The 25423-nt window shown below is 47.5% G+C and carries 23 protein-coding genes and 1 pseudogene; 18 read left to right on the top strand and 6 right to left on the bottom strand.

Annotated elements, in window-relative coordinates; genetic code table 11:
- The first annotated feature begins 500 nt into the window (after window positions 1–500).
- From FYJ39_RS10620 to FYJ39_RS10610, 3 genes are read left to right on the top strand one after another with little or no spacing between them, the layout of a single operon-like run.
- The gene (locus FYJ39_RS10620) at window positions 501–2090 is read left to right on the top strand and encodes a C40 family peptidase (RefSeq protein WP_154472446.1); all 1590 of its coding nucleotides are present in this window, start codon (window positions 501–503) and stop codon (window positions 2088–2090) included.
- Between the two features lie 42 nt (window positions 2091–2132).
- Window positions 2133–2828, top strand: coding sequence for a response regulator transcription factor (locus FYJ39_RS10615; protein WP_154472445.1), 696 nt, complete (start codon window positions 2133–2135; stop codon window positions 2826–2828).
- An 8-nt stretch (window positions 2829–2836) separates the two neighbouring features.
- Entirely contained in the window at window positions 2837–5257 is a 2421-nt protein-coding gene (locus FYJ39_RS10610; RefSeq protein ID WP_154472444.1) for a sensor histidine kinase, read from the top strand.
- Window positions 5258–5760: 503 nt separating this feature from the next.
- Here the strand turns inward: FYJ39_RS10610 and FYJ39_RS10605 are convergent.
- The 5 genes from FYJ39_RS10605 to FYJ39_RS10585 form a co-directional block, all read right to left on the bottom strand.
- Complete coding sequence (locus FYJ39_RS10605) at window positions 5761–6510, bottom strand: phosphotransferase family protein (RefSeq protein WP_154472443.1); 750 nt, start codon at window positions 6508–6510, stop codon at window positions 5761–5763.
- Window positions 6511–6674: 164 nt separating this feature from the next.
- On the bottom strand, window positions 6675–8663 hold the full coding sequence (gene glgB / locus FYJ39_RS10600; protein ID WP_154472442.1) for a 1,4-alpha-glucan branching protein GlgB: 1989 nt from the start codon (window positions 8661–8663) through the stop codon (window positions 6675–6677).
- Between the two features lies 1 nt (window position 8664).
- On the bottom strand, window positions 8665–10014 hold the full coding sequence (locus tag FYJ39_RS10595) for an alpha-amylase family glycosyl hydrolase (RefSeq protein ID WP_154472441.1): 1350 nt from the start codon (window positions 10012–10014) through the stop codon (window positions 8665–8667).
- 49 nt (window positions 10015–10063) lie between these two features.
- On the bottom strand, window positions 10064–10381 hold the full coding sequence (locus FYJ39_RS10590; protein WP_178258775.1) for a YaaL family protein: 318 nt from the start codon (window positions 10379–10381) through the stop codon (window positions 10064–10066).
- Between the two features lie 59 nt (window positions 10382–10440).
- A complete protein-coding gene (locus tag FYJ39_RS10585) occupies window positions 10441–10794 on the bottom strand; it encodes an ArsR/SmtB family transcription factor (protein ID WP_154472440.1) in 354 nt (117 codons plus the stop codon).
- Window positions 10795–11101: 307 nt separating this feature from the next.
- Between FYJ39_RS10585 and FYJ39_RS10580 the strand changes: the two are divergent.
- The 14 genes and pseudogenes from FYJ39_RS10580 to FYJ39_RS10515 form a co-directional block, all read left to right on the top strand.
- A pseudogene (locus FYJ39_RS10580) lies at window positions 11102–11614 on the top strand (prepilin peptidase); the annotation flags it as partial.
- A 90-nt stretch (window positions 11615–11704) separates the two neighbouring features.
- On the top strand, window positions 11705–12754 hold the full coding sequence (locus FYJ39_RS10575; RefSeq protein WP_154472438.1) for a P-loop NTPase family protein: 1050 nt from the start codon (window positions 11705–11707) through the stop codon (window positions 12752–12754).
- 49 nt (window positions 12755–12803) lie between these two features.
- Window positions 12804–13952, top strand: a complete 1149-nt coding sequence (locus tag FYJ39_RS10570) for a CpaF family protein (protein ID WP_407923837.1) — start codon at window positions 12804–12806, stop codon at window positions 13950–13952.
- The gene (locus tag FYJ39_RS10565) at window positions 13840–14751 is read left to right on the top strand and encodes a type II secretion system F family protein (RefSeq protein ID WP_235919797.1); all 912 of its coding nucleotides are present in this window, start codon (window positions 13840–13842) and stop codon (window positions 14749–14751) included. Before FYJ39_RS10570 ends, FYJ39_RS10565 begins: the two co-directional genes overlap by 113 nt.
- Before the next feature lie 18 nt (window positions 14752–14769).
- The gene (locus FYJ39_RS10560; RefSeq protein ID WP_154472436.1) at window positions 14770–16029 is read left to right on the top strand and encodes a type II secretion system F family protein; all 1260 of its coding nucleotides are present in this window, start codon (window positions 14770–14772) and stop codon (window positions 16027–16029) included.
- Window positions 16030–16077: 48 nt separating this feature from the next.
- Window positions 16078–16257: a Flp1 family type IVb pilin gene (locus tag FYJ39_RS10555; protein ID WP_154472435.1), complete on the top strand. Its 180-nt coding sequence runs from the start codon at window positions 16078–16080 to the stop codon at window positions 16255–16257.
- Window positions 16257–18302, top strand: a complete 2046-nt coding sequence (locus FYJ39_RS10550; protein WP_154472434.1) for a DUF5702 domain-containing protein — start codon at window positions 16257–16259, stop codon at window positions 18300–18302. The genes FYJ39_RS10555 and FYJ39_RS10550 overlap by 1 nt, the downstream gene beginning before the upstream one ends.
- A gap of 215 nt (window positions 18303–18517) precedes the next feature.
- Entirely contained in the window at window positions 18518–19312 is a 795-nt protein-coding gene (locus tag FYJ39_RS10545) for a hypothetical protein (protein ID WP_235919796.1), read from the top strand.
- A gap of 13 nt (window positions 19313–19325) precedes the next feature.
- Window positions 19326–19844, top strand: a complete 519-nt coding sequence (locus FYJ39_RS10540) for a prepilin peptidase (protein ID WP_195840412.1) — start codon at window positions 19326–19328, stop codon at window positions 19842–19844.
- On the top strand, window positions 19841–20290 hold the full coding sequence (locus FYJ39_RS10535; RefSeq protein ID WP_235919795.1) for a hypothetical protein: 450 nt from the start codon (window positions 19841–19843) through the stop codon (window positions 20288–20290). Before FYJ39_RS10540 ends, FYJ39_RS10535 begins: the two co-directional genes overlap by 4 nt.
- Window positions 20229–21647 carry a DUF6382 domain-containing protein gene (locus FYJ39_RS10530; protein WP_154472432.1) on the top strand — a complete coding sequence of 473 codons (1419 nt, stop codon included), beginning with the start codon at window positions 20229–20231 and terminating at the stop codon, window positions 21645–21647. The genes FYJ39_RS10535 and FYJ39_RS10530 overlap by 62 nt, the downstream gene beginning before the upstream one ends.
- A gap of 134 nt (window positions 21648–21781) precedes the next feature.
- A complete protein-coding gene (locus tag FYJ39_RS10525; RefSeq protein ID WP_154472431.1) occupies window positions 21782–22402 on the top strand; it encodes a rhomboid family intramembrane serine protease in 621 nt (206 codons plus the stop codon).
- 48 nt (window positions 22403–22450) lie between these two features.
- Window positions 22451–22867 (top strand): HIT family protein, encoded by a 417-nt coding sequence (locus tag FYJ39_RS10520; protein ID WP_154472430.1) that lies wholly within the window; start codon window positions 22451–22453, stop codon window positions 22865–22867.
- Between the two features lie 13 nt (window positions 22868–22880).
- On the top strand, window positions 22881–23429 hold the full coding sequence (locus tag FYJ39_RS10515; RefSeq protein WP_235919794.1) for an RNA polymerase sigma factor: 549 nt from the start codon (window positions 22881–22883) through the stop codon (window positions 23427–23429).
- Here the strand turns inward: FYJ39_RS10515 and FYJ39_RS10510 are convergent.
- Window positions 23409–24494, bottom strand: a complete 1086-nt coding sequence (locus FYJ39_RS10510) for an undecaprenyldiphospho-muramoylpentapeptide beta-N-acetylglucosaminyltransferase (protein ID WP_154472429.1) — start codon at window positions 24492–24494, stop codon at window positions 23409–23411. The genes FYJ39_RS10515 and FYJ39_RS10510 overlap by 21 nt on opposite strands.
- Before the next feature lie 137 nt (window positions 24495–24631).
- Here FYJ39_RS10510 and FYJ39_RS21390 point away from each other — a divergent pair, with 137 nt between their 5' ends.
- Complete coding sequence (locus FYJ39_RS21390) at window positions 24632–25423, top strand: DUF4367 domain-containing protein (protein ID WP_154472428.1); 792 nt, start codon at window positions 24632–24634, stop codon at window positions 25421–25423.

Here is a 25423-nt window from a genome sequence, read left to right as displayed (position 1 = left end):
TAATACGAGGGAAAATACTTGCATTTCACCGTTTCTGATGCTCAGGCAGCCGCCCGCATCCTCAACACACGGTTCGGTATTCGCAATTTTGAAATTCAGATGATCAATGAACTGCCATACCAGGTGCTGGAGTAGACACCGGAACGGTGATTCAGCAATTCGTACAGAGCAGTTTGATCGTGTCGGATGCCCATCTATGGGAAGACACCTTGGAGGACTACTTCAAACGGATTGCTGGAGGTGAGGCCACCGCTTTATAAATAAAAAATATTTTTTTTATACAGCTTTCAATTTTCTTAAAACCTTAATTTACATATCGCCATTCCTTAGGAAATATGTTAGAATAAATTTGATTATTGCGAGCAAGGAGTCAAGGCTTTGTCCGCATGTCTAATTGGCAACTGCCCCAAGGGTCAAATGCCCCACAGCTTGCTGCGGAGTATTTGACTTAGTTTTTTGACGGTGAACGAAGGAAAAGGTTAGGAAGGATACATTGCATCATGAGATGGAATAGAAGATACAGGAAATATATTGTCTATACAAAGGCGGCGGGCTTGTTGGCTTTGACGGCTATGTTGTCAGGATGTCAGGCAGAGCAGGCGGTTCCCGTAGAGGGACCGGGAATCTCTACTGCCTCGGAGGCGCTGGTTGTGCAGGTTCCGGAAACCATTGCGCCTTTGGGCCTGGAGGGACAGGTTCTCCCTAATCTTACAGATGTGGATCTGGGAGATGTAGAGCCAGTGCCGGAATATTTGCGTATTGGAGAGCGTCATGAGATTGTAAAGAAACTGCAGCAGCGCTTGATGGATTTGGGCTTTATGGATAATGATGAGCCTACGGACTATTATGGAGAGATGACCCGGATGGCAGTAAAGCATTTCCAAAGACAGAACGAGCTGCCTATGGATGGTATAGTGGGAAATACCACATGGGATGCTATTATGTCTCCGGACGCAAAATACTACGCGGTGTCCAAGGGAACTCAGGGTGACGATATTCAGCGGATTCAGCAGCGGCTATATGAGTTGGGCTATCTGGCTTCAGCAGATTTGGTTACAGGCAACTTTGGGGACTCCACCGAGACTGCGGTGCTAAAGCTTCAGGAGGTCAACGGACTGGAGCAGGACGGCAAGGTTGGACAGAAAACCATTAACCTTATATACAGTGATGAGATCAAAGCTAATTTCCTGTCTTATGGAGAAAAGAGTGATGTGGTGCTGGCTTGTCAGGAGCGTCTAAAGGAGCTGGGATATCTGACGACCACTCCCGATGGAGCCTATGGCGATGACACGGCAGTAGCTGTAAAGCAGTTCCAGGCTCGCAACGACCTGATTGTGGATGGTTATCTGGGACCATCCACCAGGGTGGCGCTGAATAGTTCCGAGGCAAGAGCCAACGGTCTGATGCTGGGGGAACGGGGGGATTCTGTTACAAGGGTTCAGGAGCTTTTGAAGAAGTATGGCTATTTGTCATCTTCTAATGTGACAGGATATTACGGCGAAGCTACAGAGCGGGCAGTGAAAAATTTCCAGAATCGCAATGGACTTAGCTCAGATGGGCTTGTAGGACTTCAAACGATGGCAAAGCTTACAGGGGATAATGTAAGACGGCCTGCGCCGGGCAGCAGCAACACAGGCGGCGGCTCCAATAACCGCGGCGGTTCCGGCACAAGAGGCGGCTCCTCACAGCCCGCACAGAAGCCTGCGCCGTCAGTGAACGCACCTGCAGGCAGCGGTGTATCTGCCCTCATATCTGTGGCCTCCTCGAAGGTGGGAGCGCCATATGTATGGGGCTCCAAGGGCCCCAATTCATTTGACTGCTCCGGCTTTGTATACTGGTGCCTGAATCAGGTGGGGGTAAACCAAAGCTATCTGACTTCCGCCGGTTGGAGAAATGTAGGAAGGTATACGAAGATTACCAACTTCAATGATATACAGGCAGGTGATATTGTAGTAGTAAGAGGCCATGTGGGGATAGCCGCTGGAGGCGGCACCATCATTGATGCCTCCTCTAGTAATGGACGTGTGGTGCACAGAAGCTTGAGCCAATGGTGGGCCAACAACTTTATTTGTGCGTGGAGAATTTTCTAAAGATAAGATGGACAGTGAGATAGTAAGAAGGAGGGTGCAGGTATGCAGACGATACTGGTGTGTGATGATGACAAGCAGATTGTAGAGGCCATTGATATTTACCTTACAGGAGAGGGCTTCCAGGTGATAAAGGCTTATGACGGATATGAGGCGTTGGAGTATCTGGAGGATCATGAGGCGGATTTGCTGATTGTGGATGTAATGATGCCAGGGCTGGATGGAATCCGAACCACCCTTAAGGTGAGAGAGAGCAGCAGTATTCCTATTATTATTCTTTCTGCCAAGTCTGAGGACGCAGATAAAATCCTGGGCCTTAATATTGGAGCAGACGACTATATAACAAAGCCCTTTAACCCTCTGGAGCTGGTTGCCAGGGTAAAGTCTCAGCTTCGCCGTTACACACAGCTTGGGAACTTAAACCAGCAGGCAGAGGGGCAGGTATACAAGTGCGGTGGTCTCCAGATTAATGATGATAATAAGGAGGTTTCTGTAGATGGGGAATTTATCAAGCTAACTCCCATTGAGTATAATATCCTCCTGCTCCTGGTGAAGAATGCAGGAAAGGTTTTTTCTATAGATGAAATTTATGAGCAAATTTGGAATGAAGAGGCTATTGGAGCAGATAATACCGTGGCAGTTCATATCCGCCATATTCGGGAGAAAATTGAGATTAATCCCAGAGAGCCGAAATATCTGAAGGTGGTGTGGGGCGTAGGCTATAAGATTGAAAAGCAGTAGGTGATTGTATGACAGAGGACAGAAACCGCTTCAGGCTCAGAAAGCAGGTGCTGACATTGCTGCATGTGATGTTTGTGCTCATAGCAGTGGCGGGAATCAGCGCTATGTACTTAAATGCCAATTATGGGAAGGGGATCAAATGGATTTATAATGAGGCGTATGAAGATTCAGACTCCTTCTGTTCCCAGCTTCAGAATGATATCAGCAAGCTGTTTACCTATGTAGGCTACCGGGATATGTTTGAGACGAACGGAAAGCTGGATATGCATAAGCCTATCGTGGTCTATACCGATGGTCCTGGCGCACGGAAGCAAACCTATACACTGGATCAGATCGTTCGCTATGCCAAAACCAGAGGGTATTATCTGGATGACAATTTTATGCTTACAGGCTCTCCTATATCCATGGAGGAAGATGATGACTCCGATAAGGAGCTTACCATTGATTACCAGGCCTATAATCCAGAATTTATCAACGGAGATGGTATACCCGTTCGTATGACAAAGGAAGATTTGGCTCTGGATATATTGGAGCATCTGGGGGAATATTATTCAATTTATTATAATTATGTGGAGAAGCAGACCAATCTTCAGTTCCGAATTGTCTATACAACCGATCAGGGAACTGAAAAGATCTATACGAATGTGCCGGATAAGACCAAGGAAGAAATTATGCAGTCCGGAAAATATCTTTATGTGCCTGGCAATAGTATCAAAATGGAGAGCAATCTGGCTGTGATTCCAGTAGATGTAGCTTCCTACCTGGAGATTTGGAACCCCGGTGATAACGATCGGTATTATCTTGCAGTGGCAGTGGATACCTCCTACCCCAATACAGATTCCTATTCCATGGAGGCGGCTGAGTACAGAGAGGCCAGAAGTAATTTTATAACAGGTATGGCGGGGGCAGCGGCAGGAAGCGCCGGGGCGTTGCTTACTCTGGTATTTCTGGTAATTTTGTCAGGTCATGTGCAGGAGGGAAGCACGGATATACGGCTCTTTCCTTTGGATGAAATTTACATAGAGGTATTCCTGCCTTTGTGGGTGGCAGCGACAGCAGTGGCTCTTTATGTGGGCAGGTATGTGGGAAACCGGCTTATGAGCCTGTTCTTTGAGGAAAGTCAGTGGCTTTACTGGAGTAAGATGATAAATAGGCTGATTCTTTATGCCAGTATTGTATTTTGCAGCTTCAGCTTAATCCGGCGGTATAAAGCCAGAACGCTGTGGAAAACCAGTGTGGTCAGGCTGGCTCTGGAGGCTTCTAAGGATTATATAGGACATGCTTCCTATGCGGTGAGGACGGGATTGTGCTATCTGATGTTTGTGGGGATCAGTTCAGCCATGATTTGCGGTATCCTGCTTATGTATGTTTTCCGGGAAGAGAAGCTGAGTTATCGGATTCTGTTTTACATATGCATTGCGGTATTTGTGGGGCTTAATGGCTGGATATACCACCAGCTCTTTAGAAAAGCTGTGCAGAGGGACCGTCTGGATGAGGCCGTCAGTAATATAGCCAAGGGTGATACCAGCTATCAGATCAGCGTCGCGCTGCTCTCAGGAAAAGAGAAGGATATGGGGCGGCATATTAATAATATCAGTACAGGTCTGGAACGGGCGCTTCAGGAGAAGGTTAAGAGCGAGCGGCTTAAAGCAGATCTGATTACCAATGTATCCCATGATATCAAGACGCCTCTGACATCTATTATCAATTATGTGGATCTGCTTAAGAGGGAGAGAATCCAGGACCCAAAGATTGCGGCTTATCTGGAAGTACTGGATCAAAAGTCCCAGCGTCTTAAAACTCTGACAGAGGACTTAGTGGAGGCTTCCAAGGCCAGCTCCGGCAATATGAAGCTGGAGGTATCGGATATTGACCTTGTAGAGCTGGTTCAGCAGACCAATGGTGAGTTTGAGGAGAGATTCGCTATGAGGAAGCTGGAGCTGGTATGCAATGTCCCCGATGATATTCTGATCATCCGGGCAGACGGGCGCCGGCTGTGGAGGGTACTGGAAAATCTTTATACCAATGCGGTAAAATATGCCATGGAGCATAGCCGGGTTTATGCAGATGTAGTGGAGCAGGATGGGAAAGCAATTTTTATTATAAAGAATGTATCTGAAAATCCTCTGAATATAAGTCCTGATGAGATTACGGAGCGTTTCGTGAGAGGGGATGTGTCCAGAACTACAGAAGGTAGTGGTCTGGGACTTTCCATTGCGAAGAGCCTGATTCAGCTTCAAAAAGGAGTGTTTCAGATTATGATTGACGGAGATTTGTTTAAGGCTATGGTATCCTTCCCTATAGAGCGGGTTGAGCATAAGGTAGATAAGGTTCTGCCGGATCTGGAGTCACCAGGGATAACCCTGCCTTCGGGTAAGGAAAAGAACAGTGGGGAGACGAAGCAGGATTCAGTTCAGGACTGCTCATAGGAAGAATCGGAGAAAATAGAATGATAAAAATTTCACGAAGAAATTTCTGTTTTGCCTAATAATGTAACATATATACAAAATAGATTATGCAGTTTTGTGTATTATTTATAGTATAAAATAGACCGTCAGCTTTAGGTAACATTTTTGTTAAATTTTATGTTGCAGCATTCTTTTAGAGTGTGAAACTATGTGGCCTATAGCGTATTGGCTCCGGTTAATCAGAGGAGTCATGGATCGGGGAATAAACAGCATCAGATTTCCACGAAGAAACCAATTATTTTAAACCGGTTTAAGGCGGCTTTTATAAATATTCAATTCAGAAAAGGAAAAGGCAGGTAATTTAGCTTGCAAATATTGGGCTTGTCAGTAAGCATATGCTTTATTATGCTGGTCATGAGCAGTGCAGCATCAGCAGTGGCAGAAGGCGGCTAAGACGGCTGCGTCAGAAAATCCCCCGGATTCCGGGGGATTTTCCATAGGCTGCATACTATGTAAGCAGATGCTTATTGGTACTCAAATACATTAATCCAGCTTTCTAACAGCTCCTTCTCCTCAGGACGCTTATAAACCAGCTGGGCGGCTGCCACGATGGGAAGCCATCCCTGCACATAGCGTTTGTCTGTATTTGTCTTGTCACAGAACATTTCCATATACAGCTCGGCTCTCTTTTTATCCTTTAAGCTGAAGAGAAGGTAGGTTCTGGCGACATCAGCGCTTGCATTACCTTGGGAGGCATGTACCCAGTCAATGACATAAAGCTTGCCGTCATCGCCTGCAATAATGTTAGAAGGGTTGAAATCGCCGTGACATAGCTTGGTGTGTCTTGGCATACCGTCTAGTCTGCTTCTAAGCTCATAGCGCAGACTATCGTCTAATTGTTCTTCGTTCTTCAGGGCGCGGCTGGTCTTCTCTCTCAGCTTGTTAAGAAGAGGGCAGGCTTGGGAATGAATCTGAATGTGCAGATCAACCATCTGCTCCATGTATTCTTCCAGCCTGTCTGGGTTCTCGTCCATAAGCTGCTCCAGCGTTTTGCCTTCTACGTACTCCTTGATAAGGGACCACTTGCCATCCACCATGGATACTCCAAGAACCTTGGGAACATTCAGAGCCTGGATGGTCTCTACACGGGCATTGCACAGAGCCTCGTTAAATACCTCGGCCTTCGGAAAGCCCTCGCAGAACTCCTTGATGACAGTTTCTCCGTCACGATAAACGGACTTTTTTGCGGTACTGGAAATTAATTGTTTTGCCATAATTATACTCTCCTTCCACACATTATAAACCATGCTGCGGCGGTCTATCTGCCGTGCTGATTTTATTTTACTACAATGAGGGCAAAAAGTACAGAGCTTAATTGATAAATATTTAACGTACTTTCAGGCCCGCAACAGTTCACTATGGGATGTATGCTTGTCTGTTAAAAACGGAAAATTGCTGCGCCGTAGGCAGGAAGGGGATAGTCAAAGGCGTAGGGCTGTCCATCGCACTCTCCTTTGGAGGAGGTGTAGATGGGAGCCTCAGCCAGCTTGTAGGCCCCCCTGCGGTTGTCCAGCAAAAGGGTGTATCTGCCTCGTTTGGGAACGCCTACCCGGTAATCGGGCCGTTCAACAGGCGTGAAGCTGATAACAAAGAGAAGATTTTTCCTTCCTGTCTCATCGCGTCTTACAAAGCTGAAAATACTTCTGTCCCCATCATTGGCATTCATCCACTGGAAGCCGTTCCAGTCCGTATCCTGACGGTAAAGAGAAGGATATTTCTTATAAAGGTGAAGCAGATCTCTAACATAGCTTTGCAGCTCCTGGTGCTCCGGCTCCTTGGTGAGATACCAGTCTAAGGCAGCCTTCTCATCCCATTCATGGTATTGGCCGAAATCCTGCCCCATAAATAGCAGCTTTTTGCCGGGATGTCCAATCATAAAGGTGTAGCCAGACTTCAGGTTGGCGAACTTATCCTGGCCTAGTCCGGGCATCTTGTTAATCATGGAGCATTTCAGGTGAACCACCTCATCATGAGAAAGCGCTAGAATATAGTTCTCGCTGGTAAAGTAGGTAAGTCCAAAGGTCATCCGATTGTGGTTGTACTTGCGGAAGTAGGGATCCAGCTTCATGTACTCCAGAAAATCATGCATCCAGCCCATATTCCATTTGAAGGTAAAGCCCAGGCCGTCCTCCTCAGGCGGCATCGTTACCCTGGGCCAGGCTGTGGATTCCTCGGCAATGATCAGAACCCCGTGGTTGCGTCCCTGTACAACGCTGTTTAAGTGCTTGAAAAATTCAATGGCTTCCAGATTCTGGTTTCCGCCGTGCTTGTTGGGAACCCATTGTCCCTCCTGGCGGCCATAGTCCAGATAGAGCATGGATGCCACGGCATCTACCCGAAGGCCGTCGATGTGGTATTGCTCCACCCAGTAGAGAGCATTGCTGATTAAGAAATCCTTCACCTCATGCTTGCCGTAGTCGAAAACCTTGGTGCCCCAGTCCGGGTGCTCGCCTTTTCTGGGATCCTCATACTCAAAGCAGGGCCTGCCGTCAAAGTCGGCCAAACCATGTGCGTCCTTTGGAAAATGAGCGGGTACCCAGTCCAGAATCACACCGATACCGTGCTTGTGAAGGTAGTTTACAAAGTACATAAAGTCCTTGGGTGTGCCGTAGCGGGAGGTGGGAGCGAAATATCCCGTCACCTGATAGCCCCAGGAGCCGTCATAAGGATGCTCCGCAATGCCCATTAGCTCTACGTGGGTGTAACCCATCTCTTTTACGTAAGCCGCCAGCTCATGGGCGGCTTCTCCATATGTATAGAAGCCGTCTTTTTCCTCTCTGTCCTGTTTCCGCCAGGAACCCAGGTGAACCTCGTAAATGCTTATGGGCATTTTTCTCAGGTCGGCCTGCCTGCGGGCTGACAGCCAGGCCTGGTCTGTCCAGCTAAAGCCCCGGATGTCAGTTGTGACAGAGGCGGTTCCCGGACGGTATTCTGCTCTGAAGGCGAAGGGATCCGCTTTGTAAAGAATTTTGCCTGTCTCAGTCGTAATTGCGAATTTATAGAGCTCACCTGTTTTCATACCAGGGTTAAAGTATTCCCAGATTCCGGAGTCAGGCAGCTTGCTCATAGGATTGGCCTCTGGATTCCAGCCGTTAAAATCGCCTACCAGATGTACGGCTTTAGCGTGAGGAGCCCAGACACCAAAGTAGATCCCCTCCTTTCCCTGGTAGGTTTTGGGATGGGCTCCCAGCTTCTGGTAGATGTCATAGTGAGTGCCTGCGCCGAATAAGTAGCAGTCCAGGCCGGAGATAAAGCCAGTGGTCTGCGTTTTGCCTAACTCCTGGGAAATAGAGCCGGTCTGAGCGTCTGGTTTCCTGGTTTTGGATAATGGTTCCTCGTTGGTAGTTTTTCGTTTCTTTACAGCCATATCAGTTTTCCCCCTTTATTTCCAGGATGGTTCCCCAGTTGCCCTTAAGTTTCATGTGAATCTTCCCGTCTGTAATTGGGAGAATGGAAGCTTCCTCTGCCTCAGCCATAAGATTCACAGCCTGCCTGCCAAAAACCGGTACAGGGATGGAAAGATGGGCCTCCCTGTCATCATTGTTAACGGCTGTGATCATCAGCGGCCCTTCGCCCTGGCGGGCAAATGCATACTGCCGGTTCGTCAGCAGAAGCTCCTGATAACGGCCATTTTGATATGCCGGGTACTTAGCGTGGATATGTGCCAGCTTTTCAATCAGGCCGGTCAGAGGGCAGTGGAGCCTGGGTTCGTCAGTAACAGAAATGGCCGGGCGCAGGGCTTCGTCGCTGGTGCAGGTTCTCCGGCCTTCAATTCCCCATTCCCCGCCATAGTAGAGGGAGGGAATTCCAGGCAATGTAAAAAGACAGAGGTAAACGGGAAATAGATGCTCTTTATTAGTTAGCTTACTGGCAATCCGATCCTCGTCGTGATTGTCCACAAAGGTGTAAAGCTTCTGGTGGATAGCCTCCAGCCGCCGTACATTGTGGGCAATTTCAAAAAAGTTGTGGTCATTAAAGCCGGAATAGAGACTTTTGTGCAGTTCGTAGTTGGTAACTGAATGAAGCATTTCCCTGTTGACCCAACGGCTGTAGTCTCCATGGATAACCTCTCCCATCAGCCAGAAGTCCTGCTTAATGCCTTCTGTTACCCGGCGCATTTCCTTCATGAAGGTAAAGTCCAGGACATTGGCGCAATCCAAACGGATGCCGTCAATATGAAATTCTTCCGCCCAGAAGCGGATAACATCAAACAGGTATTCTTTTACCTCTGGGTTTGAAAGGTTTAAGCAGGGCAGTTCGAAATGCCCCTGCCAGGCATCATAGCCGAAGGGATCTCCCAGAGGGCTTTGCCAATCAAAGCTTACGCCCTTGTACCAGTCCTTGTAGGCTGAGCTCCCCTGCTTTTCCTGAAGATCCCTGAAAGCGAAGAATTCACGCCCGGTGTGGTTGAATACCCCGTCGACCACAACCTTGATGCCTTCTTTATGACACTCCTTAACAAAGTCTTTAAGGCTTTCGTTATCTCCCAGCCGCCGGTCTGTCCTTTTGTAATCTCTAGTGTCGTAGCCGTGGCTGGTAGATTCAAAGAGAGGTCCTATGTAAAGAGCATTGCAGCCCAGCTTCTTTATATGGGGAATCCATAGGCTCAGCTCTTTGAAACGATTGGTTATCTCTGCTGCATTGTTGTGCTTTGGGGCCCCGGTCATTCCAAGGGGATAGATATGATAGAAAATTCCCCGCTCATACCAAGCGCTCATATTGTTTTCCTCCCAATCTTTTATGTAGTATCGTATTTGCCAGGAGGGCTTATTCCTCCTGGCTTTTGAATTTCCGAAGCAGAAACTGATAGCGGAGCTGGGCCGCATTCAGCTCATAAATGTAGCAGTCAATGAGCGTTGGGTCCACAGCCTCCTCAAAGTGATTTCTGGCTGCATCTATGGCCCGTTGGCTCTTATGGATCTCCCGCCTTAGATGCAGTTGCTCCGGCTTGATCCGATATGCTCCGGCTGCTGTCAAAGCCTTAATGCCTCTGGCAGGAACCGCCTGTTTTTGAGCCTGCTGCATCTGAAGGCCAACGGCTCTGGCAGCGGCTGTCTCTTTCACTGCCTTTAAAAAATCAAACATAATTTCATCTCCCAGATATTGATAAAAATAGTATATCTGGAAAATGGGATCTTATTCGTTTAATATATAAATTCTTCAAGACGGTATCCCAGCTCCATCAGCTTTCGGTTGGATTCCCTTAGCGTCAGGTAATAGTAGTTGGCTGTGCCCTCCTGACGCACGCCCACAAGCCCGGCATCCTTTAAAATCTTTAAATGATGGGAGATGGCAGGCCTGGAAAGGCTGGTTCGCCTGGTTATCTCATTTACATTCAGCCCATGATGGTCAAATTCAATAGGCCCCGGCTGTTTGCTGCCGTCCAGAGCAGCTTCAGTCAGAGCCTCTATAATGGACAGACGCATTTCATCTCCCAGAGCAATAAACAGGGGCATGCAGATATGAAATTTCTTTTGTAATTCCTGGGCTGTGGTCATCTGTCAGTTCTCCATTCGTTTAAAAAAATAAACCAAATATATTTTACCATTGTAAGCAAGAAAGGTCAAGGAAATATGGTAATCGAGATTATTTTAAAAGCAGGGGGGAAATTATTTTGTTACATGCTATTGACATTTTGAAAATTATAAGGCATAATAAAGAAACATTCACAGAGTCTTATCATAAGGCTTAATAATATCAAGGGTAATAGTAAATGGCCTGATTCAGGCAGGATTTTCCATTGGAGAGATAAAAAAGTGATGAAGGGAGGTAGCAGCGTCGGGCTTTTCTGAATTTGTTTTAGTTACATGTCTGTCAGTTTGCGCTGTCAGCGATCTGAAGGAGCATCGTATACCGAACGGTGGTTTAGCTATAGGAGGTATGATGGCCTTGGGAGGCCTGATTTGGGAAGCCTGGGGCGGCAGCGGCTGGACGGCTGCCCTTTTGGCAGCCGTAGGATTTTGGATGAGGCTGATGCTTACAGGAGCGCTGGGATTCCCATTCTTTCTGCTGCGTATGACAGGAGCAGGAGATGTCAAGCTGATGGCAGTTATAGCTGCGGCCATGGGAGGAAGGAGAGGGGCCGTGGCAATCGGAGTGGGGTTATGTCTGGGGGCTGTTCTGGCCCTTGTAAGGATGCTGCGGTATGGCAGTACCTGTCAGAGATTTTTGTATTTATTCGCCTATATCAGGGATGTGTTTCAGAGCAAAAGGCCAGAGCCATATTATCTGCTTGAGAGAGATGGGACAGGGTGTGTGATTCCTTTGGGGGCCTGCCTGTGGATGGGAGCCTTAATTACAATTTTGTGGATGGGATAAATGGAGGCAGGGTGGCTTATCAGCTTAACATCTGGCAGGGGAAGAAGGCTGCAAGGTGGCAGCTAAGGATAAAAGAGGGAGCAAAGTAGGATGATTCGGGTAATGGCAGTTTTTGATGCAGATATTGATTTTGCAACCAGATTTGCGGATTATGTAAATGAAAAAGTGAAGGTGCCTTTCACGGCAATGGCATTTTCTGACAGGGAACGGCTTGTTGGCTATGGAACAGATCATGAAATAGAGATACTGCTGGTAGATGAGAAGGCCGGAGATTTAGCTGACAGCGTGAGAGCCAGGCAGGTGATTCAGCTGTGTGAGGGAGATGCGGCGGAGATGAAGGAGAACCGGCCTTCGATTTACAAATACCAGTCAGGAGATGGGATTATGAGAGAGGTGATGGCTTGCTATTGTGATCGAGCCATGGCGCCTGACCTGGCTCTTTTTGGGGGGAAAGCTGCAGTGCTGGGTATATTTTCTCCTGTAAACCGGTGTTTGAAAACCTCCTTTGCTCTTGCGTTGGGGCAGCTTCTGTCTAAGGGGGAGGCGGTGCTGTATCTGAGCCTGGAGGCTTATTCGGGGCTTTCTAAGCTGATGGGGAAAGAGCATGAGAGAGATTTATCAGACGTGCTCTACCTGTACCGCCAAGGGGAATATCACTGGATGAAGCTTAAGTCTATGATATACAGCTGGGAGAAGCTGGAGTATATTCCGCCGGTTCGGTATGGGGAGGATCTCAATCAGGTGACGTCCCAGGATATGGCTCTGCTGATAGAAAAAATTGCCAGAGAAAGCGGATACGATAAGGTGCTTTTAGATATGGGACATATGGGCAGAGAGGCCCTTCCTTTGCTGGAGATCTGTGATGTGATCTACATGCCGGTTAGGAATGATTGTGTGTCCAGGGCAAAGCTGGAGGAGTTTGAGGAGTACCTAAAGACAGCAGATGAGGGAGTGGTGATGGAGCGGATTCACAGGCTTAAGCTTCCTTACAACAGTGCCTTTGGAAAGCAGGGAAATTATCTGGAGCAGCTGTTATGGGGAGAGTTGGGGGATTATGTGCGGCAGATGCTGCAGGGGAGGCAGATGGAGATATGTGAAGCAGACCGGACTGGGGAGGAAGGCAAAGGGTATGGAAGGTGAGAAGAGAGAACGCAGAGAAAATGACCGGGCTTTGCTTCGGGGGCGGCTTATGGAGGAAATGCAGGATCGCTGCCATATGGAGGATGAGGAGCTGTTGGAGCGTATTGATGCTGTCATCAGAGAGCAGGGGAGAGAGAGCTTTCTGCCCCTTAAGGAGCGGATTTGGCTTAGGGGAAGCCTTTTTGACAGCTTCCGGAGGCTGGATATACTGCAGGAACTGATTGATGACAGGGAAGTTTCGGAAATTATGGTCAATGGAGCGGGAAATATATTTGTAGAGCGGCGGGGACAAGTAGAGCTGTGGGATCGTCATTTTGAGAGGCAGGAGCAGCTGGAAGATATTATTCAGCAGATAGTAAGCCGTGTAAACAGGGTGGTAAACGTGTCCTCCCCTATTGTGGACGCCAGGCTGGAGGATGGCTCCAGGGTTCATGTGGTGCTGCCTCCCATCGCTATCGATGGTCCGGCAGTTACCATACGAAAATTTCCGGAGCCTATTACCATGGAGAAGCTAATCCGGTTTGGAGCATTGACAGAGGAGGCGGCGATTTTTTTGGAAAAGCTGGTGGAGTCTGGATATAACATATTTATAAGCGGAGGCACTAACTCAGGTAAGACCACCTTTTTAAATGCTCTTTCCTCCTATATTCCGGTTCAGGAACGGGTGATTACCATTGAGGATTCAGCGGAGCTGCAAATTACCCAGATACCCAACCTGGTGCGTCTGGAAACCAGAAATGCCAATACAGAGGGTGAAGGTGAGATTACCATGAGTCAGTTGATAAGAGCGGCTCTCCGTATGAATCCCTCCAGAATTGTAGTGGGGGAGGTACGGGGCAGGGAAGCCCTGGACATGCTTCAGGCCATGAATACCGGGCATGCAGGATCTCTGTCTACAGGCCATGGAAACAGTCCCAGGGATATGATGAGCCGTCTGGAAACGATGGTTCTTATGGCTGCGAGGCTGCCTTTGGAGGCAATCAGGAATCAGATCGCATCAGCATTGGATATTAGTATTCATCTTGGCCGTCTTAGGGATGGCAGCCGGAGGGTGCTTTCAATCGAGGAAATCGGAGGGTGCAGGCATGGAGCGGTGGAGCTGGAACCACTATTTGAGTATGAGAGGAAAGAAGGAAAGCTCAAACAAACAGGAGAGCTTAAAGACAGGGAAAAGCTGGCGGCAGCAGGGTGTTGCTAGAAAAAAAGGAGGAATAAGGAAAGCCCTTGGCTGGAAGAACCCTTCTGAAGCCTTGGAAATTAAGGATTACAGAGACTACAGGCTTTCCATTAAGGAATGGGGACTGTACGGAGCCTTGGGCTTAGGGGCCTGCGGCCTGGCAGCCTATACCTTCTACCGCAGCGTTGCCATATTTATTGTACTGGCGCCTTTGGGAGCCTTATATCCTCTGTATAAGCGGGAGGCTCTTAAAAAAGAGCGTTTCCGGCAGCTTGGACTTCAATTCAAGGAAGGGATTCTGGTTCTGGCCTCCTTTCTCAGTGCTGGATATTCCTTGGAGAATGGACTGACCATGAGTGTTCAGGAGCTGGAGTTGCTTTATGGGAGCCAGTGTATGATTGTCAGGGAGTTCAGGCTTCTTTGCACAGGGGTCAGGATGAACCGGCCTGTGGAGCAGCTTTTAATGGAGTTGGGGGCACGGAGCGGGTTGGAGGATGTGGACAATTTTGCTCAGGTCTTTTCAGCAGCCAGAAGAAGTGGAGGAGAGCTAGTTGAAATTATTAATTATACAGTAGGAATTATAAGGGACAAGGTTCAGGTTCAGGAGGAGATACATACAATGACGTCCTCCAAGGTATTTGAACAGAAGTTGATGAATGGTATTCCTTTTGTGATTGTCCTGTATATTGATGTATCTTCTCCTGGATTTTTTCATGTGATGTACAGCACCTGGATGGGGAGGGCAGTTATGAGCCTCTGCCTGGTATTGTATGCAGGAGCGATTGTTCTGGCAGGAAGGATACTGGACATTGAGGTTTAGGAGAAAGGGGGAAGGCAGATGGCAAGGAAACAGTTCTCCCAATGGAGGAAGGAAAGGTCTCCTGTTCTCCCTGTAAAGCAGATTCTTTGTATTGTTCTGGGCCTTCTTCTGGGAGCTGGAGCAGAGGCCGCAGCCAGAATGGAGCAGCCTTTAAATGACGGTTATATCCTGGAACGAAAGGGGTATGGCCAGGGAGAGGTTGCCTATGAGCTTATTGTAAAAGGGCTGAAGGATGAGCCGGTGCTTCTGGGAGTTGAGCTGGGAGAGAGGGTGTATACCAGAAAGGAGGCTCACCAGATGTATGAAAGAATATTGGAAGAGCTCCCTTCCTATATATTGGGAGAAAATACATCCCTCCAGGAGGTAAGAAAGGACTTAAATCTAATTACCAGTCTCAGCGACTATGGTGTGCGTTTGCGGTGGGAATCAGAGGAGCCGGAAATTCTGGATTCCTTTGGCAAGGTCAATGGAGCCGGACTTGGGGAAGAAGGAAGGAAGCTCCATCTGGAGGTAAGGATGACAGACGGCAGATGGCCGGAGGACTATTTGATCGAGATAGTAGTAAAGCCGCCTCGCTTGGCTCAGGATGAAATGCGGACGGAAGAATTTCTGGAGCTTTTAAGGAGTGAGGATACCCGCCAGAATACGTCCGGGCATATGGAGCTGCCTCGGTTTTTTCAGGGAAGGGAGCTGTCTTACCAAAGCAGCCGGGAATCAGCCTTCTGGCCCATGGCAGCCCTGGGGATTGCCGGTGCTGTGCTTTTGAAGGCTAAGGAAAAGCAGGATGTGAAGCGGAGGGAAACCAAACGCAAGCAGCAGATGCTTATGGACTATTCAGAGGTATTGTCACGGTTGATTATATTTTTGGGAGCAGGTATGAGTATACGGACTGCCTGGGATAAGATTGCCCTGGAATACCGGCAGATGGTGGAGGCAGGTAGGCGCAGGAGCAGATTTGTATATGAGGAAATGTATGAGACCACCTGCCAGATGAAAAGCGGTGTGTCCGAGGGACAGGCCTTTTCGGAATTTGGAAGGCGCTGTGGTTTACAGCATTACATGAAGCTCTCCGGACTTTTGGAGCAGAACAGAAAGAACGGGAGCAGAAATTTAAGAGATACCTTGAAAATAGAGATGACTGAGGCGTTTGAACAGAGAAAGCACCAGGCCAGAAGGCTTGGCGAGGAGGCGGGAACTAAGCTTCTTTTGCCCCTGTTTATGATGCTGACTGTTGTTATGATCATGATTGCAGTCCCGGCCTTGATGGAGTTTCGGTAAGGATCGGAACCTGTTCATGGCTGTTGATACAGGAAAGGAGGTGGAGAAATGAAATTGAGAAAGGAGCTGAAAGCTTTTTTTGTGGAGGAGGATGGAGTCGGCGTTATTGAGCTGGTTTTAGTTCTGGTGGTTCTAATCGGTTTAGTGATCATCTTTAAGAAGCAGATTACAGTCTTGCTTGAAAATATTTTCAAGGAGATTAACAGCCAGTCGAAAGAGGTGTACTAATGGACAGGAGGGGGGAAATCACCGTATTCCTGGCGATGATTCTGGTTAGTGTGTGTGCGCTTCTCTGCGGTCTGGTTGAATCGGCCAGAACCGCAGGGGCCAGATGCAGTCAGAGAATGGCAGTCAATGCGTCCATGGATTCTCTCATGAGCCAGTACCACAGGAAGCTGTGGAGGGAGTACCGGATACTGGGACTAGAGTATGAAGAGGCGGAAGGCCTGGAGAGGGAGATGGAGGGGTTTCTCAAGGGATGCCTTAAGGGAAAGAACTGGTATCCCATGATAATAGAGGGAGCCCAGGTTAGGGATCTGGCAGCTCTCACAGAAGGAAACGGACGCTATATGGAGCAGGAGATACTGGAGTATATGAAATATGGACTTGCAGGGGTTGTATGGGATGCCTTGACAGAGAAAGAGGCTGAGAGCCTTTTAAAGTCCTGTAAGGAAGGAGATAGCGTCAGTCGTATATCTGAGCTGTATTCAGTTCATACAAAGGAAGCGGTACGTTTGGAGCATAAGCTGGAGGATATTAATGTGAGGCTTGAGGCTCAAACGGAAGAATGGGAAAGGGGGCGGGACTGTCTGGAGGAGCTGGACGGGGATAGGTTCATAGCCCATGCTAGGAATATCATAAAGGAACTTGAGAACCTGCCGAGGCTGGTAGATGCCTATGAGAAACAGGCAGATCAGTTAAGCGGAAATCTTAAGGAAAGCCGGAAAAGATTTGAGGAAGAGCAAAAGGAGCTGGGAGAGGGGATAAGGGCAGCCCTGGAGGATGAAATACGGCAGTATGAGTCATATGTATCTGCCGGAGGTGAGAGGCGAAAAGCAATCGCGGAGCTTAAAGTCCTGAGCTCTGCCCGTATTCAGTGGATTGAGGGGGTGATGCAGGATGCTGAAGCTGTAATAGAGTATGTTGATGGCTGGGAGCCTGAGGATGAGGATGATGAATTAGAGGAGGAGCTGTGGGAGCCGGTATCTTCCATGTGGAGCGAATATGGAATCCTTTCTCTGGGCGTTGAATTTGGTGTAAAGGATAAGGAGACAGAGGGTATTCTGAAAAAAATTAGGGATTTGGTGTCCAGAGGCCTGATGGAGCTGGTTCTTCCAGAGGGAACGGTTATTTCCGGGGAAAAAATAGAGCTTGAAGCAGCGCCCTCTAAAGGCAGGGGAGCTGGAAAAGAAACCGATCCCAAAGGAGGGGATCAGCCTGCTGGCAGCGGCTTTTCAGGCGGTGATGCCAGGGGAATGTTCAGATCGGGCAGCTCAGACAGCAGATGGATCAGCGGTGTACGCAGCCTTGTAGACCGCCTGCTGATTGGAGAATATGCCTTACGATTTTTTCGGACATTTGAGAAGGAAATGCCAGAGGATACCTTGTATGAGCTGGAATATATCCTGCAGGGAAAGGAGAGAGATAAGGATAATCTGGCCGGGGTTTTGACCCTTTTGACAGCAGTGCGTCAGGGGCTGAACCTGGTACATATTCTTTCCGATTCCGAAAAACGCCAGGAAGCCAGGATGCTGGCAATGGTAATTGTAGGCGCTTCAGGCTTTATGCCTCTGGTTCCGGTTGTATCCTTTTTTATTATGACAGTCTGGGCATTGGGAGAAGCGCTTTTGGATGTGAGAAATCTGCTCAATAAGGAAAAGGTTCCCCTTTTTAAAACCAGGGAAGAGTGGAACCTGGGTTTGGAAGGGCTTCTGGATATAGGAAGAAGCAACGTGCTGGGAGATAAGGAGCCGGCAGAAGCAGGAGGAAAGGGAAGGGGGACGGATTATAAGGGATACCTGAGAATGCTGATATTGGCAGGATATGCAACAGAGATGGTCTACCGCATGATGGATGTGATGCAGATGAACATTAGAAGAAGTCAGCCTGGATTTAGATTGGAACGATGTGCCTGCATGGTGGATATGGAGGTGAAGGTCAGTGGAAAACATGTCTTTTTGGCAGCGGGATTGTGGAAAAGCCAGGATGGAAGCGGTGGGCTGAGATATGATACGAATATGGAGGTATCCGGGAGCTACCTAGAAGGGAAATAGAAGAAGGGAGGCTTATGATGATGCTCTTTTTTGAGAAGGAATATAAAAAAGAAAATACGTGCGCTCATAGGACAAATAAAACAGGTATAAAAACCGCACCTCTCCAAGTACGGCTAAGCTGCCCGCGTTGTCTGTATATTAAAATAACCTTCAGAAAAAGAGCATTATCATGGGCCTCCCGGACCTTTAGGGGAAGCCTGACTCTGGAAGCCGCCATGTGCTTATCGTTATTTTTATTCTCAAGTATATGCCTCATCATGCCTTTGCGGATCATGGATCGGCAGAGACAGATTCAGGCGGTGATGGAATCCGTAGGGGAAGAGCTGAGCCTTTTTGCCTACGTAGATGCTTGCTTTAGAAATATAGGTGAAGATGTGGTAGATACTGAGAGAGCGGTAAATGGGACAGAGGATCTCCAGGGAGCAGACAAAAAGGCTGCGGCCGCTGCTCTAGGAACGGCCTATGCAGCTTCCAGAATTTTAGCGCAAATAGATAAAAGCTGGATGCAGCATGTATCATTCCAGGGTACGGACATAGGAACAGATGATATGGTACATATTGAGATGAGTTATAAGATGAGGCTCCCATTTGCTGTTCTGGGCCTAGACAGCATTTCTGTAACGCAGGTGTGCAGCCGTAGGATGTGGACAGGGGCCGAGGGAGGGAGCCATAAAGGGGGGCATAGAGGCACTGGAGAGCAGGAGGAGATGGTATTCATAGGAAAGAACTCTACCCGTTACCACAGACAGAGAGCCTGCCATTACCTTTATAATAATCTGAAGGCAGTACCGGCAGGTTCCGCACAAGAGATGCAAAACCAGTCGGGAGCAAGATATGTGCCTTGTAGGAGATGTGGAGCTGGCTTGGGCATAGGTATGGTATACGTTATGCCTTATGGGAAAAGCTACCATGCTTATAGAAATTGCAGCTCTATTATCGCTTATGTCCAAAAGGTGCCTCTATCTCAGGTGGATCATATGGGAGCATGCTCTTATTGCGGAGGTAAGTAAGTTGGAGGAAAACATGACAGGAATAAAAATATTGGTTATGCTGCTAAGAGCCGGGTTTTTGCTGCTGCTTGGCGTTGCTGGCTGGCAGGATTATAAGTATCGGAGGATAAAAGTTAATGTGTTTCTGGGCTTTGGTATATTTGGAGGTATTCTTCGGGGAGTGGGGCTGGTTATGGAAAAACCGTTTCAAGGCTGTACTGTGCCGGGAGCCTGGCTCCTTCTGGGAAGCTATTGGGCCGACATAGGGGCGGCGATGGGAATAGGCCTTCTCCTGCTGATATTGTCTGCCGTTACAAGAGAGGCGGTGGGTAGGGGGGATGGCTGGTTTTTTGTAGTATCTGGAATTTATCTTGGATTCTGGCGCAATCTGGAGCTGCTTTGGGCAAGCCTCTTTCTTTGCCTGATAGCTGGAGGCGTGATTGCTGCCTTGAATTTAGTAAGGGATAGGGAGGGGAGCGCCAATATAAGAAAATTGTCCCTCCCTTTTCTGGCTTTTGCGGTACCGGCAGGATTGGGGGTGATGCTTTTATGAGTGGGAAAGGAAAAGGCTTACCAGGCAGCCTTACGGTGGAGGCGGCTGGTGTAATGGTTGTAGTGCTTCTGTCTGTGGCTGTGACGCTCCATGAGGCGGGACGGCTTCATGATGAAACCAAAGGCGCTATGAATCTTCACGAGGCAGTCGAAAAAGGCAGACATGAACGGTATATGGATATAGAAGTGATTGGTTTAGAGGCAGAGGAGAATATGGGACTGCGTATGTCCTTTCCCTCCTGCCAAATTTCTTTGAAGAACAGCTTTGGCCGGATACAGGGAGAAGGCCGGGGCAGTAATTGGAGGAAAAGAATAGAGAGCAGGGAATTTCGGCCGGAGCGGTTTCTACGGCAGATTACATTGATTGAAAGCCTGGGGGATAAAGATGGAGATAAGCTATCGACGGGAGATGAAGCGCAATTATCTGGTGGTGGAACCAGAGAATAAAGAAGCAGCCGGTTATGAAGCCCGGATGCTGGAAGAAAATCATATTCAAGGGCTGCTGAAGATGAGGATTAAGTATCAGGAGGGACAGCCTTTATACTATTATGACATAACATCTAGGCAGCCCTTAAGCCGTCTGCTGGAAAAACGGTTTATTACAAAAAATGAGATCTGTACAATTCTGATGCAGCTGCATTCAACATTGACACGGATGGAAGCGTTTCTTTTGAGAGAGGAAGGAATCCTTCTGGAGCCGGATTATATCTATATGGAGCCAGAGCTTTTCCGGCTGGGAGTATGCCTGGCGCCAGAGAATGAGGGAGATTTTCAGGATCAGCTAAGCCACTTTCTGCAGTACATTCTTAAGAGGGTTGATCATAAGGACAGGGAGTGTGTGGTTCTGGCCTATGGATTGTATCAGGAGAGCCTCAAGGAGAACGTTACAATGGAGGATTTGCTTCGTCTTACTGCGGCAGAGGGAATGAAGGAGAGTTATGCAGCAGGAGATTGGGATGCCGCAGTGGATAATCAGAAGGAAGAGGGAGAGAGCAGGGAATATTGCGGCAGCGGGAGCCTGGTTCAGCCTCCAGGGATGGCCGCAGATTTATCAGATTCCGCTGTGGACATTCAAAAGCCCTGTTTGCCTTTTAAAAAGCAGCTTCTGCTATGGCTGCCGGTAGTGCTTTTCCTTCCTGCATTTATCTGGGCAATGAAAGGTAAGGAGGCTCTTTTGGAGTTTAGATACATACTTCTGGCAATAGACATTGGACTGCTGTCCCTTCTGATGTTGGGAGATGTGCTTATGGTAAAATTTGGCCTTATGCAGGGGAAAGAAGAAAAGCTCTGTGTGTTGGAGGAAGAAAGAAAGGATAGCTCCTGGAAAATTCTTTATGAGGATGTAGATGAAAGCCCGCCGGCTCCCGCCAGCCATATGTATATCCAGCATATTGAGAATGAGCCAAAATCCTGGGGATCGCCTGAGCGGGGCCCTGTTCCAGAGCATCAGCTGAATAAGAATACCGAAGAAACATTTCAAACCGCTCTTTTATCAGAGCCTTCATACAGCTCCCCGCTTTGCCGGCTTACAGCTCTCCAGCCTGGGGGAGAGGATATTCTTATAGGATACTATCCTTTCGTTATAGGAAAAAATAAGGAGCTGGCTGATTATGTCCTTTCAAAGGATACAGTAAGCCGGTTTCATCTTCGTATCGACAAAGAGGAGGAACGATATTTGGTCACAGATCTGAATTCTACAAACGGTACCAGAGTTAATAATTATAGTTTGGAGGCAAATGAAACAGTTGAGATAAAGCCTGGAGATGAAATTTATATTGCGGAAATAGGTTATGTATTTTTTTAAATTCAGAAAATTACAAATACCTGCTACATAATAAAGAGGTTGATATAAATTTAACTATATTGCGTGATACCCACTTAACAAAACTTGGTAAATGTGGTAATATAGGGTATTATTGGCAGTTTTGGGGGAAATAGATGAACGCTTACAGGGAGAATGGCAGGGCATACATTAATGTAATGCTGATTGCGCTTAATGTACTCGTTTTTGTGTTTCTCGAAATGATTGGCTCTACGGAAGATGCCGGCTTTATGGTAAAATGGGGCGCTATTTATTTGCCTTTAGTGCTTTCCAAAGGAGAGTATTACAGGCTGTTAACTGCTATGTTTCTGCACTTTGGCGCGAGTCATCTGGTGAACAATATGCTGGTTCTGTCCGTTCTTGGGGAACGTCTTGAAATGGCTTTAGGACATATAAAGTATTTGGTATTTTATATTCTATCTGGCTTATTGGCGAATATTATCTCTGCCTGTGTCCAGTTTCAGCATATATACAAACAGGCAGATGTGTCTGCGGGAGCTTCCGGAGCTATATTTGGGGCAGCAGGCGGCCTTATCTATGCAGTTGCTGTGAACCATGGACAGCTTGGGGGGCTTACCAGCCGTCAGCTGGGATTTATGGTTTTACTTACATTATATCATGGCTTTACGTCTAAAGGCGTGGACAATGCTGCGCATTTGGGCGGTTTACTTGCAGGCTTTTTTCTGGCTGCTGTTATGTACCGCAAGCCAGGGAGAGGAAGGCTGGGAAGAAGGTGAAATGTAGGAGAATGGCAAGATGAACCACAGTAAAGGAGGATTTTCAAGATGACAGATGACAACTGTATTTTTTGTAGGATTGCAGGCGGAACGATACCCTCTGCTACTCTGTATGAGGATGAGCAGTTCAGGGTAATTTTGGATCTGGGGCCTGCTTCCAGGGGACATGCTCTTATTTTGCCTAAGGAGCATTTTGAAGATGTATGCCAGCTAGATGAAGGAATTGCGGCCAAGGTGCTGCCTTTGGGAGCAAAAATTGGAGCTGCAATGAAGAAAGCTCTGGGCTGTGCAGGGTTCAACCTGGTTCAGAATAATGGAAAGGCAGCAGGGCAGACAGTATCTCATTTTCATATGCATGTCATTCCCAGATATGAGGATGGCCCTTCGATGGTAAGCTGGATTCCGGGCGAAATTACGTCAGAGGAATTAGAGGAAGTTGCAGAAACAATAAAAAAAAGTCTGTAGAGTAGAGCATATAATGGATAAAAGGATGGATACGGAAGAAAGAGAGCGGTTTGATGCAATGTACCGTGAGTTTCAGACACCGCTGAGAAAGATGGCCTATGTGAATGATGTACCAGTAGACTATATTGATGATGTGGTGCAGGATACATTTGTGGCATACGCCCGCTATGATTATTCTCTGAGTCTGCCTCTGGATAATATGAGGATGCTTCTGATAAAGATTCTGAAAAGCCGCTGTATGGATTTTCACAGGAAGATGAAGTGCAGAAGTTATGGGGAGCTGGATGAGAAAACGTATAACAGCGAGGATTATCCAGAACGGGACAAGGCGTGGAATCTGGCGTCCTATGTCTCCAGCAAGGAAAGATGTCAGGCTATTATGAATGAAATTGATAATATGCCTGAGAGCTGGCGTGAAGTGGCAGTTCTCAAGATGCTGCAGGGCCGGCCCACTAAGGAGGTCTGCGCCATATTGGATATTTCGGAAAAGGCGTGTTACTCCAGAGTGAGTCGTATTCGAAAATATCTGGAACAGCTTATTTCAAATGAGAATTGGCCTTGACGATTGAACGCAGGTTTCAATGATGGCAGTAACGGTTGCGGCTGCATTGACCTGAGGGCTTTGCTCCATAGCCCGAATAAAGGCGCTTCGGCAGTCATAAAGCTTCTTTATGGCAGCATACAGGGAAGCATCTGTGATAGCTTCCTCCTCAAGAACTTTGCTGTAGCCCTGCTTAGCAAAGGAGTTGGCATTGAGAATTTGATCCCCCCGGCTGGCTTGGGCGGATAGCGGAATTAAAAGGCTGGGCTTTCTGAGCGCCAGCAATTCGCAGATGGCATTAGCCCCTGCTCTGGATATAACCACGTCCGCGGCGGCAAAGAGATGCTTTAAGGGGGCGTCTACATATTCATATTGTACATATCCTGCTGTACCTATAAGGCTTTTGTCCAGATTCCCTCTGCCGCAGATATGTATAATCTGAAAATCTGAAAGAAGGGCAGGAAGAATCCTGCGGACAGCAGTGTTTACAGCAACGGAGCCCAGGCTTCCGCCAATAATCAGGAGAACCGGTCTGTTAGCTGAGAGGTGGGCATAGGATAGGCCAGAAAGCCGGTTGCCCTGTAATAGCTCAGCCCGGATAGGAGAACCTGTAAGGACAGCCTTGTCCTCAGGAAGATATTTCAGGGTTTCAGGAAAATTACAGCAGACCTTCGTGGCGGAAGGGATGCAGAGCTTGTTAGCCAGTCCTGGAGTCATGTCAGATTCGTGTAGGATTACCGGGATTTTAAAATGTTTGGCAGCCAGTACCACAGGTACAGCAACAAAGCCGCCCTTAGAAAATACTACGTCCGGTTTATAGCGTTTGATGAGCCGGAGTGCTTCCACATAGCCCTTGAGAACCCGGAATGGGTCGGAAAAATTCTTAACGTCGAAGTATCTGCGAAGCTTTCCAGAGGAAATGCCGTCGTAGGGTATGCCTGCGCCTTCGATCAGATTGCGTTCTATGCCCTGGTAAGAACCAATATAGCGGATATCATAACCTGCCTCCTTAAGAGAAGGGAGCAGTGCCAGATTGGGAGTAACGTGACCGGCTGTGCCGCCGCCGGTTAAGATGATTTTTTTCATAAAAACCTCCTGAGTGTTATTTCATAGCAGGGAAAAATCCGTTTATAAACGTTTACTATTTATAGTAAGCATAAAGCGCAAAAAGTCAACCCTAAAGTATGAGGAAAATTTAGGGGATTTGATAACAGAGGTGTCAAGTGGAAAAATATATAAACGATTCAGAGAATGAAAGCTCCAAAGTCTTTCAGATTCTGGAGTTGTGTAACTGCCCGGATGAGAAGCTTTTAAAAGAATTTGAGGCGGCAAGTCAGCTGGATGACTCCGTGATTCCCAAGGGGCCTGACGGAGAGGCTGACATTATCTGGAACAGAATTCTAAAGGAGCGCTTAGGCGCTGAGCGGAAAAAGGGTACAGGAAAGGTTGTGGGAAAAAGATTCGGCTGGAAGAAGGTGGCGGCGGTTGGACTAACCGCTTCCGTCCTGGCAGGCGGAGGATGTATTGTGGCTATGGGGACGAAGTCTTACTTTTACCGGGAGGTTAATATTGGAAGAGGACAAGTAAAAGTTTTGGTTAATGACTCCTACAAGGCTGATGTAAATAGTGAAGATGATGCATATACAAGAATTGAAAGTAAATTAGGGATTAAACCATTAATGATGTCATATGCACCTGAGGGCATGAAGTTTAAGTCCTTGGAAATAAACGATGGATATGCTTTCATGGTATTTGATTATCAAGGAGCAACGGTTGGCTTTACACAGACGAAGTTTGACGGAGCAGTTTCGTATGATCATAAATCTGAATTTAAAAACGATATGGTTATCTTTAATAAATGGCTGAATAAAAAATTTACTGTTAAGCAGGAAGCCTTAAAAAATGGCATGACAAGATATGAAACCTCTATCGTTATAGACGGAGGTTATTATGGATTGTATGCAACGATAGAGGAAGAGGAGTTTATAAAAATAGTTGAACGATTAAGCTTTTAA

The organism is Clostridium porci (assembly GCF_009696375.1).
In the GTDB taxonomy this organism is placed as follows: domain Bacteria; phylum Bacillota; class Clostridia; order Lachnospirales; family Lachnospiraceae; genus Enterocloster; species Enterocloster porci.
The sequence above is the reverse complement of the archived record's forward strand: the minus strand, read 5'-3'. Positions and strand labels throughout refer to the sequence as shown.

Coding starts and splice junctions, on each gene's coding strand:
- FYJ39_RS10620 (WP_154472446.1), top strand. CDS start 501: ATGAGATGGAATAGAAGATACAGGAAATATATTGTCTATACAAAGGCG.
- FYJ39_RS10615 (WP_154472445.1), top strand. CDS start 2,133: ATGCAGACGATACTGGTGTGTGATGATGACAAGCAGATTGTAGAGGCC.
- FYJ39_RS10610 (WP_154472444.1), top strand. CDS start 2,837: ATGACAGAGGACAGAAACCGCTTCAGGCTCAGAAAGCAGGTGCTGACA.
- FYJ39_RS10605 (WP_154472443.1), bottom strand. CDS start 6,510: ATGGCAAAACAATTAATTTCCAGTACCGCAAAAAAGTCCGTTTATCGT.
- glgB (WP_154472442.1), bottom strand. CDS start 8,663: ATGGCTGTAAAGAAACGAAAAACTACCAACGAGGAACCATTATCCAAA.
- FYJ39_RS10595 (WP_154472441.1), bottom strand. CDS start 10,014: ATGAGCGCTTGGTATGAGCGGGGAATTTTCTATCATATCTATCCCCTT.
- FYJ39_RS10590 (WP_178258775.1), bottom strand. CDS start 10,381: ATGTTTGATTTTTTAAAGGCAGTGAAAGAGACAGCCGCTGCCAGAGCC.
- FYJ39_RS10585 (WP_154472440.1), bottom strand. CDS start 10,794: ATGACCACAGCCCAGGAATTACAAAAGAAATTTCATATCTGCATGCCC.
- FYJ39_RS10575 (WP_154472438.1), top strand. CDS start 11,705: ATGATTCGGGTAATGGCAGTTTTTGATGCAGATATTGATTTTGCAACC.
- FYJ39_RS10570 (WP_407923837.1), top strand. CDS start 12,804: ATGGAGGAAATGCAGGATCGCTGCCATATGGAGGATGAGGAGCTGTTG.
- FYJ39_RS10565 (WP_235919797.1), top strand. CDS start 13,840: ATGGAGCGGTGGAGCTGGAACCACTATTTGAGTATGAGAGGAAAGAAG.
- FYJ39_RS10560 (WP_154472436.1), top strand. CDS start 14,770: ATGGCAAGGAAACAGTTCTCCCAATGGAGGAAGGAAAGGTCTCCTGTT.
- FYJ39_RS10555 (WP_154472435.1), top strand. CDS start 16,078: ATGAAATTGAGAAAGGAGCTGAAAGCTTTTTTTGTGGAGGAGGATGGA.
- FYJ39_RS10550 (WP_154472434.1), top strand. CDS start 16,257: ATGGACAGGAGGGGGGAAATCACCGTATTCCTGGCGATGATTCTGGTT.
- FYJ39_RS10545 (WP_235919796.1), top strand. CDS start 18,518: ATGTGCTTATCGTTATTTTTATTCTCAAGTATATGCCTCATCATGCCT.
- FYJ39_RS10540 (WP_195840412.1), top strand. CDS start 19,326: ATGACAGGAATAAAAATATTGGTTATGCTGCTAAGAGCCGGGTTTTTG.
- FYJ39_RS10535 (WP_235919795.1), top strand. CDS start 19,841: ATGAGTGGGAAAGGAAAAGGCTTACCAGGCAGCCTTACGGTGGAGGCG.
- FYJ39_RS10530 (WP_154472432.1), top strand. CDS start 20,229: ATGGAGATAAGCTATCGACGGGAGATGAAGCGCAATTATCTGGTGGTG.
- FYJ39_RS10525 (WP_154472431.1), top strand. CDS start 21,782: ATGAACGCTTACAGGGAGAATGGCAGGGCATACATTAATGTAATGCTG.
- FYJ39_RS10520 (WP_154472430.1), top strand. CDS start 22,451: ATGACAGATGACAACTGTATTTTTTGTAGGATTGCAGGCGGAACGATA.
- FYJ39_RS10515 (WP_235919794.1), top strand. CDS start 22,881: ATGGATAAAAGGATGGATACGGAAGAAAGAGAGCGGTTTGATGCAATG.
- FYJ39_RS10510 (WP_154472429.1), bottom strand. CDS start 24,494: ATGAAAAAAATCATCTTAACCGGCGGCGGCACAGCCGGTCACGTTACT.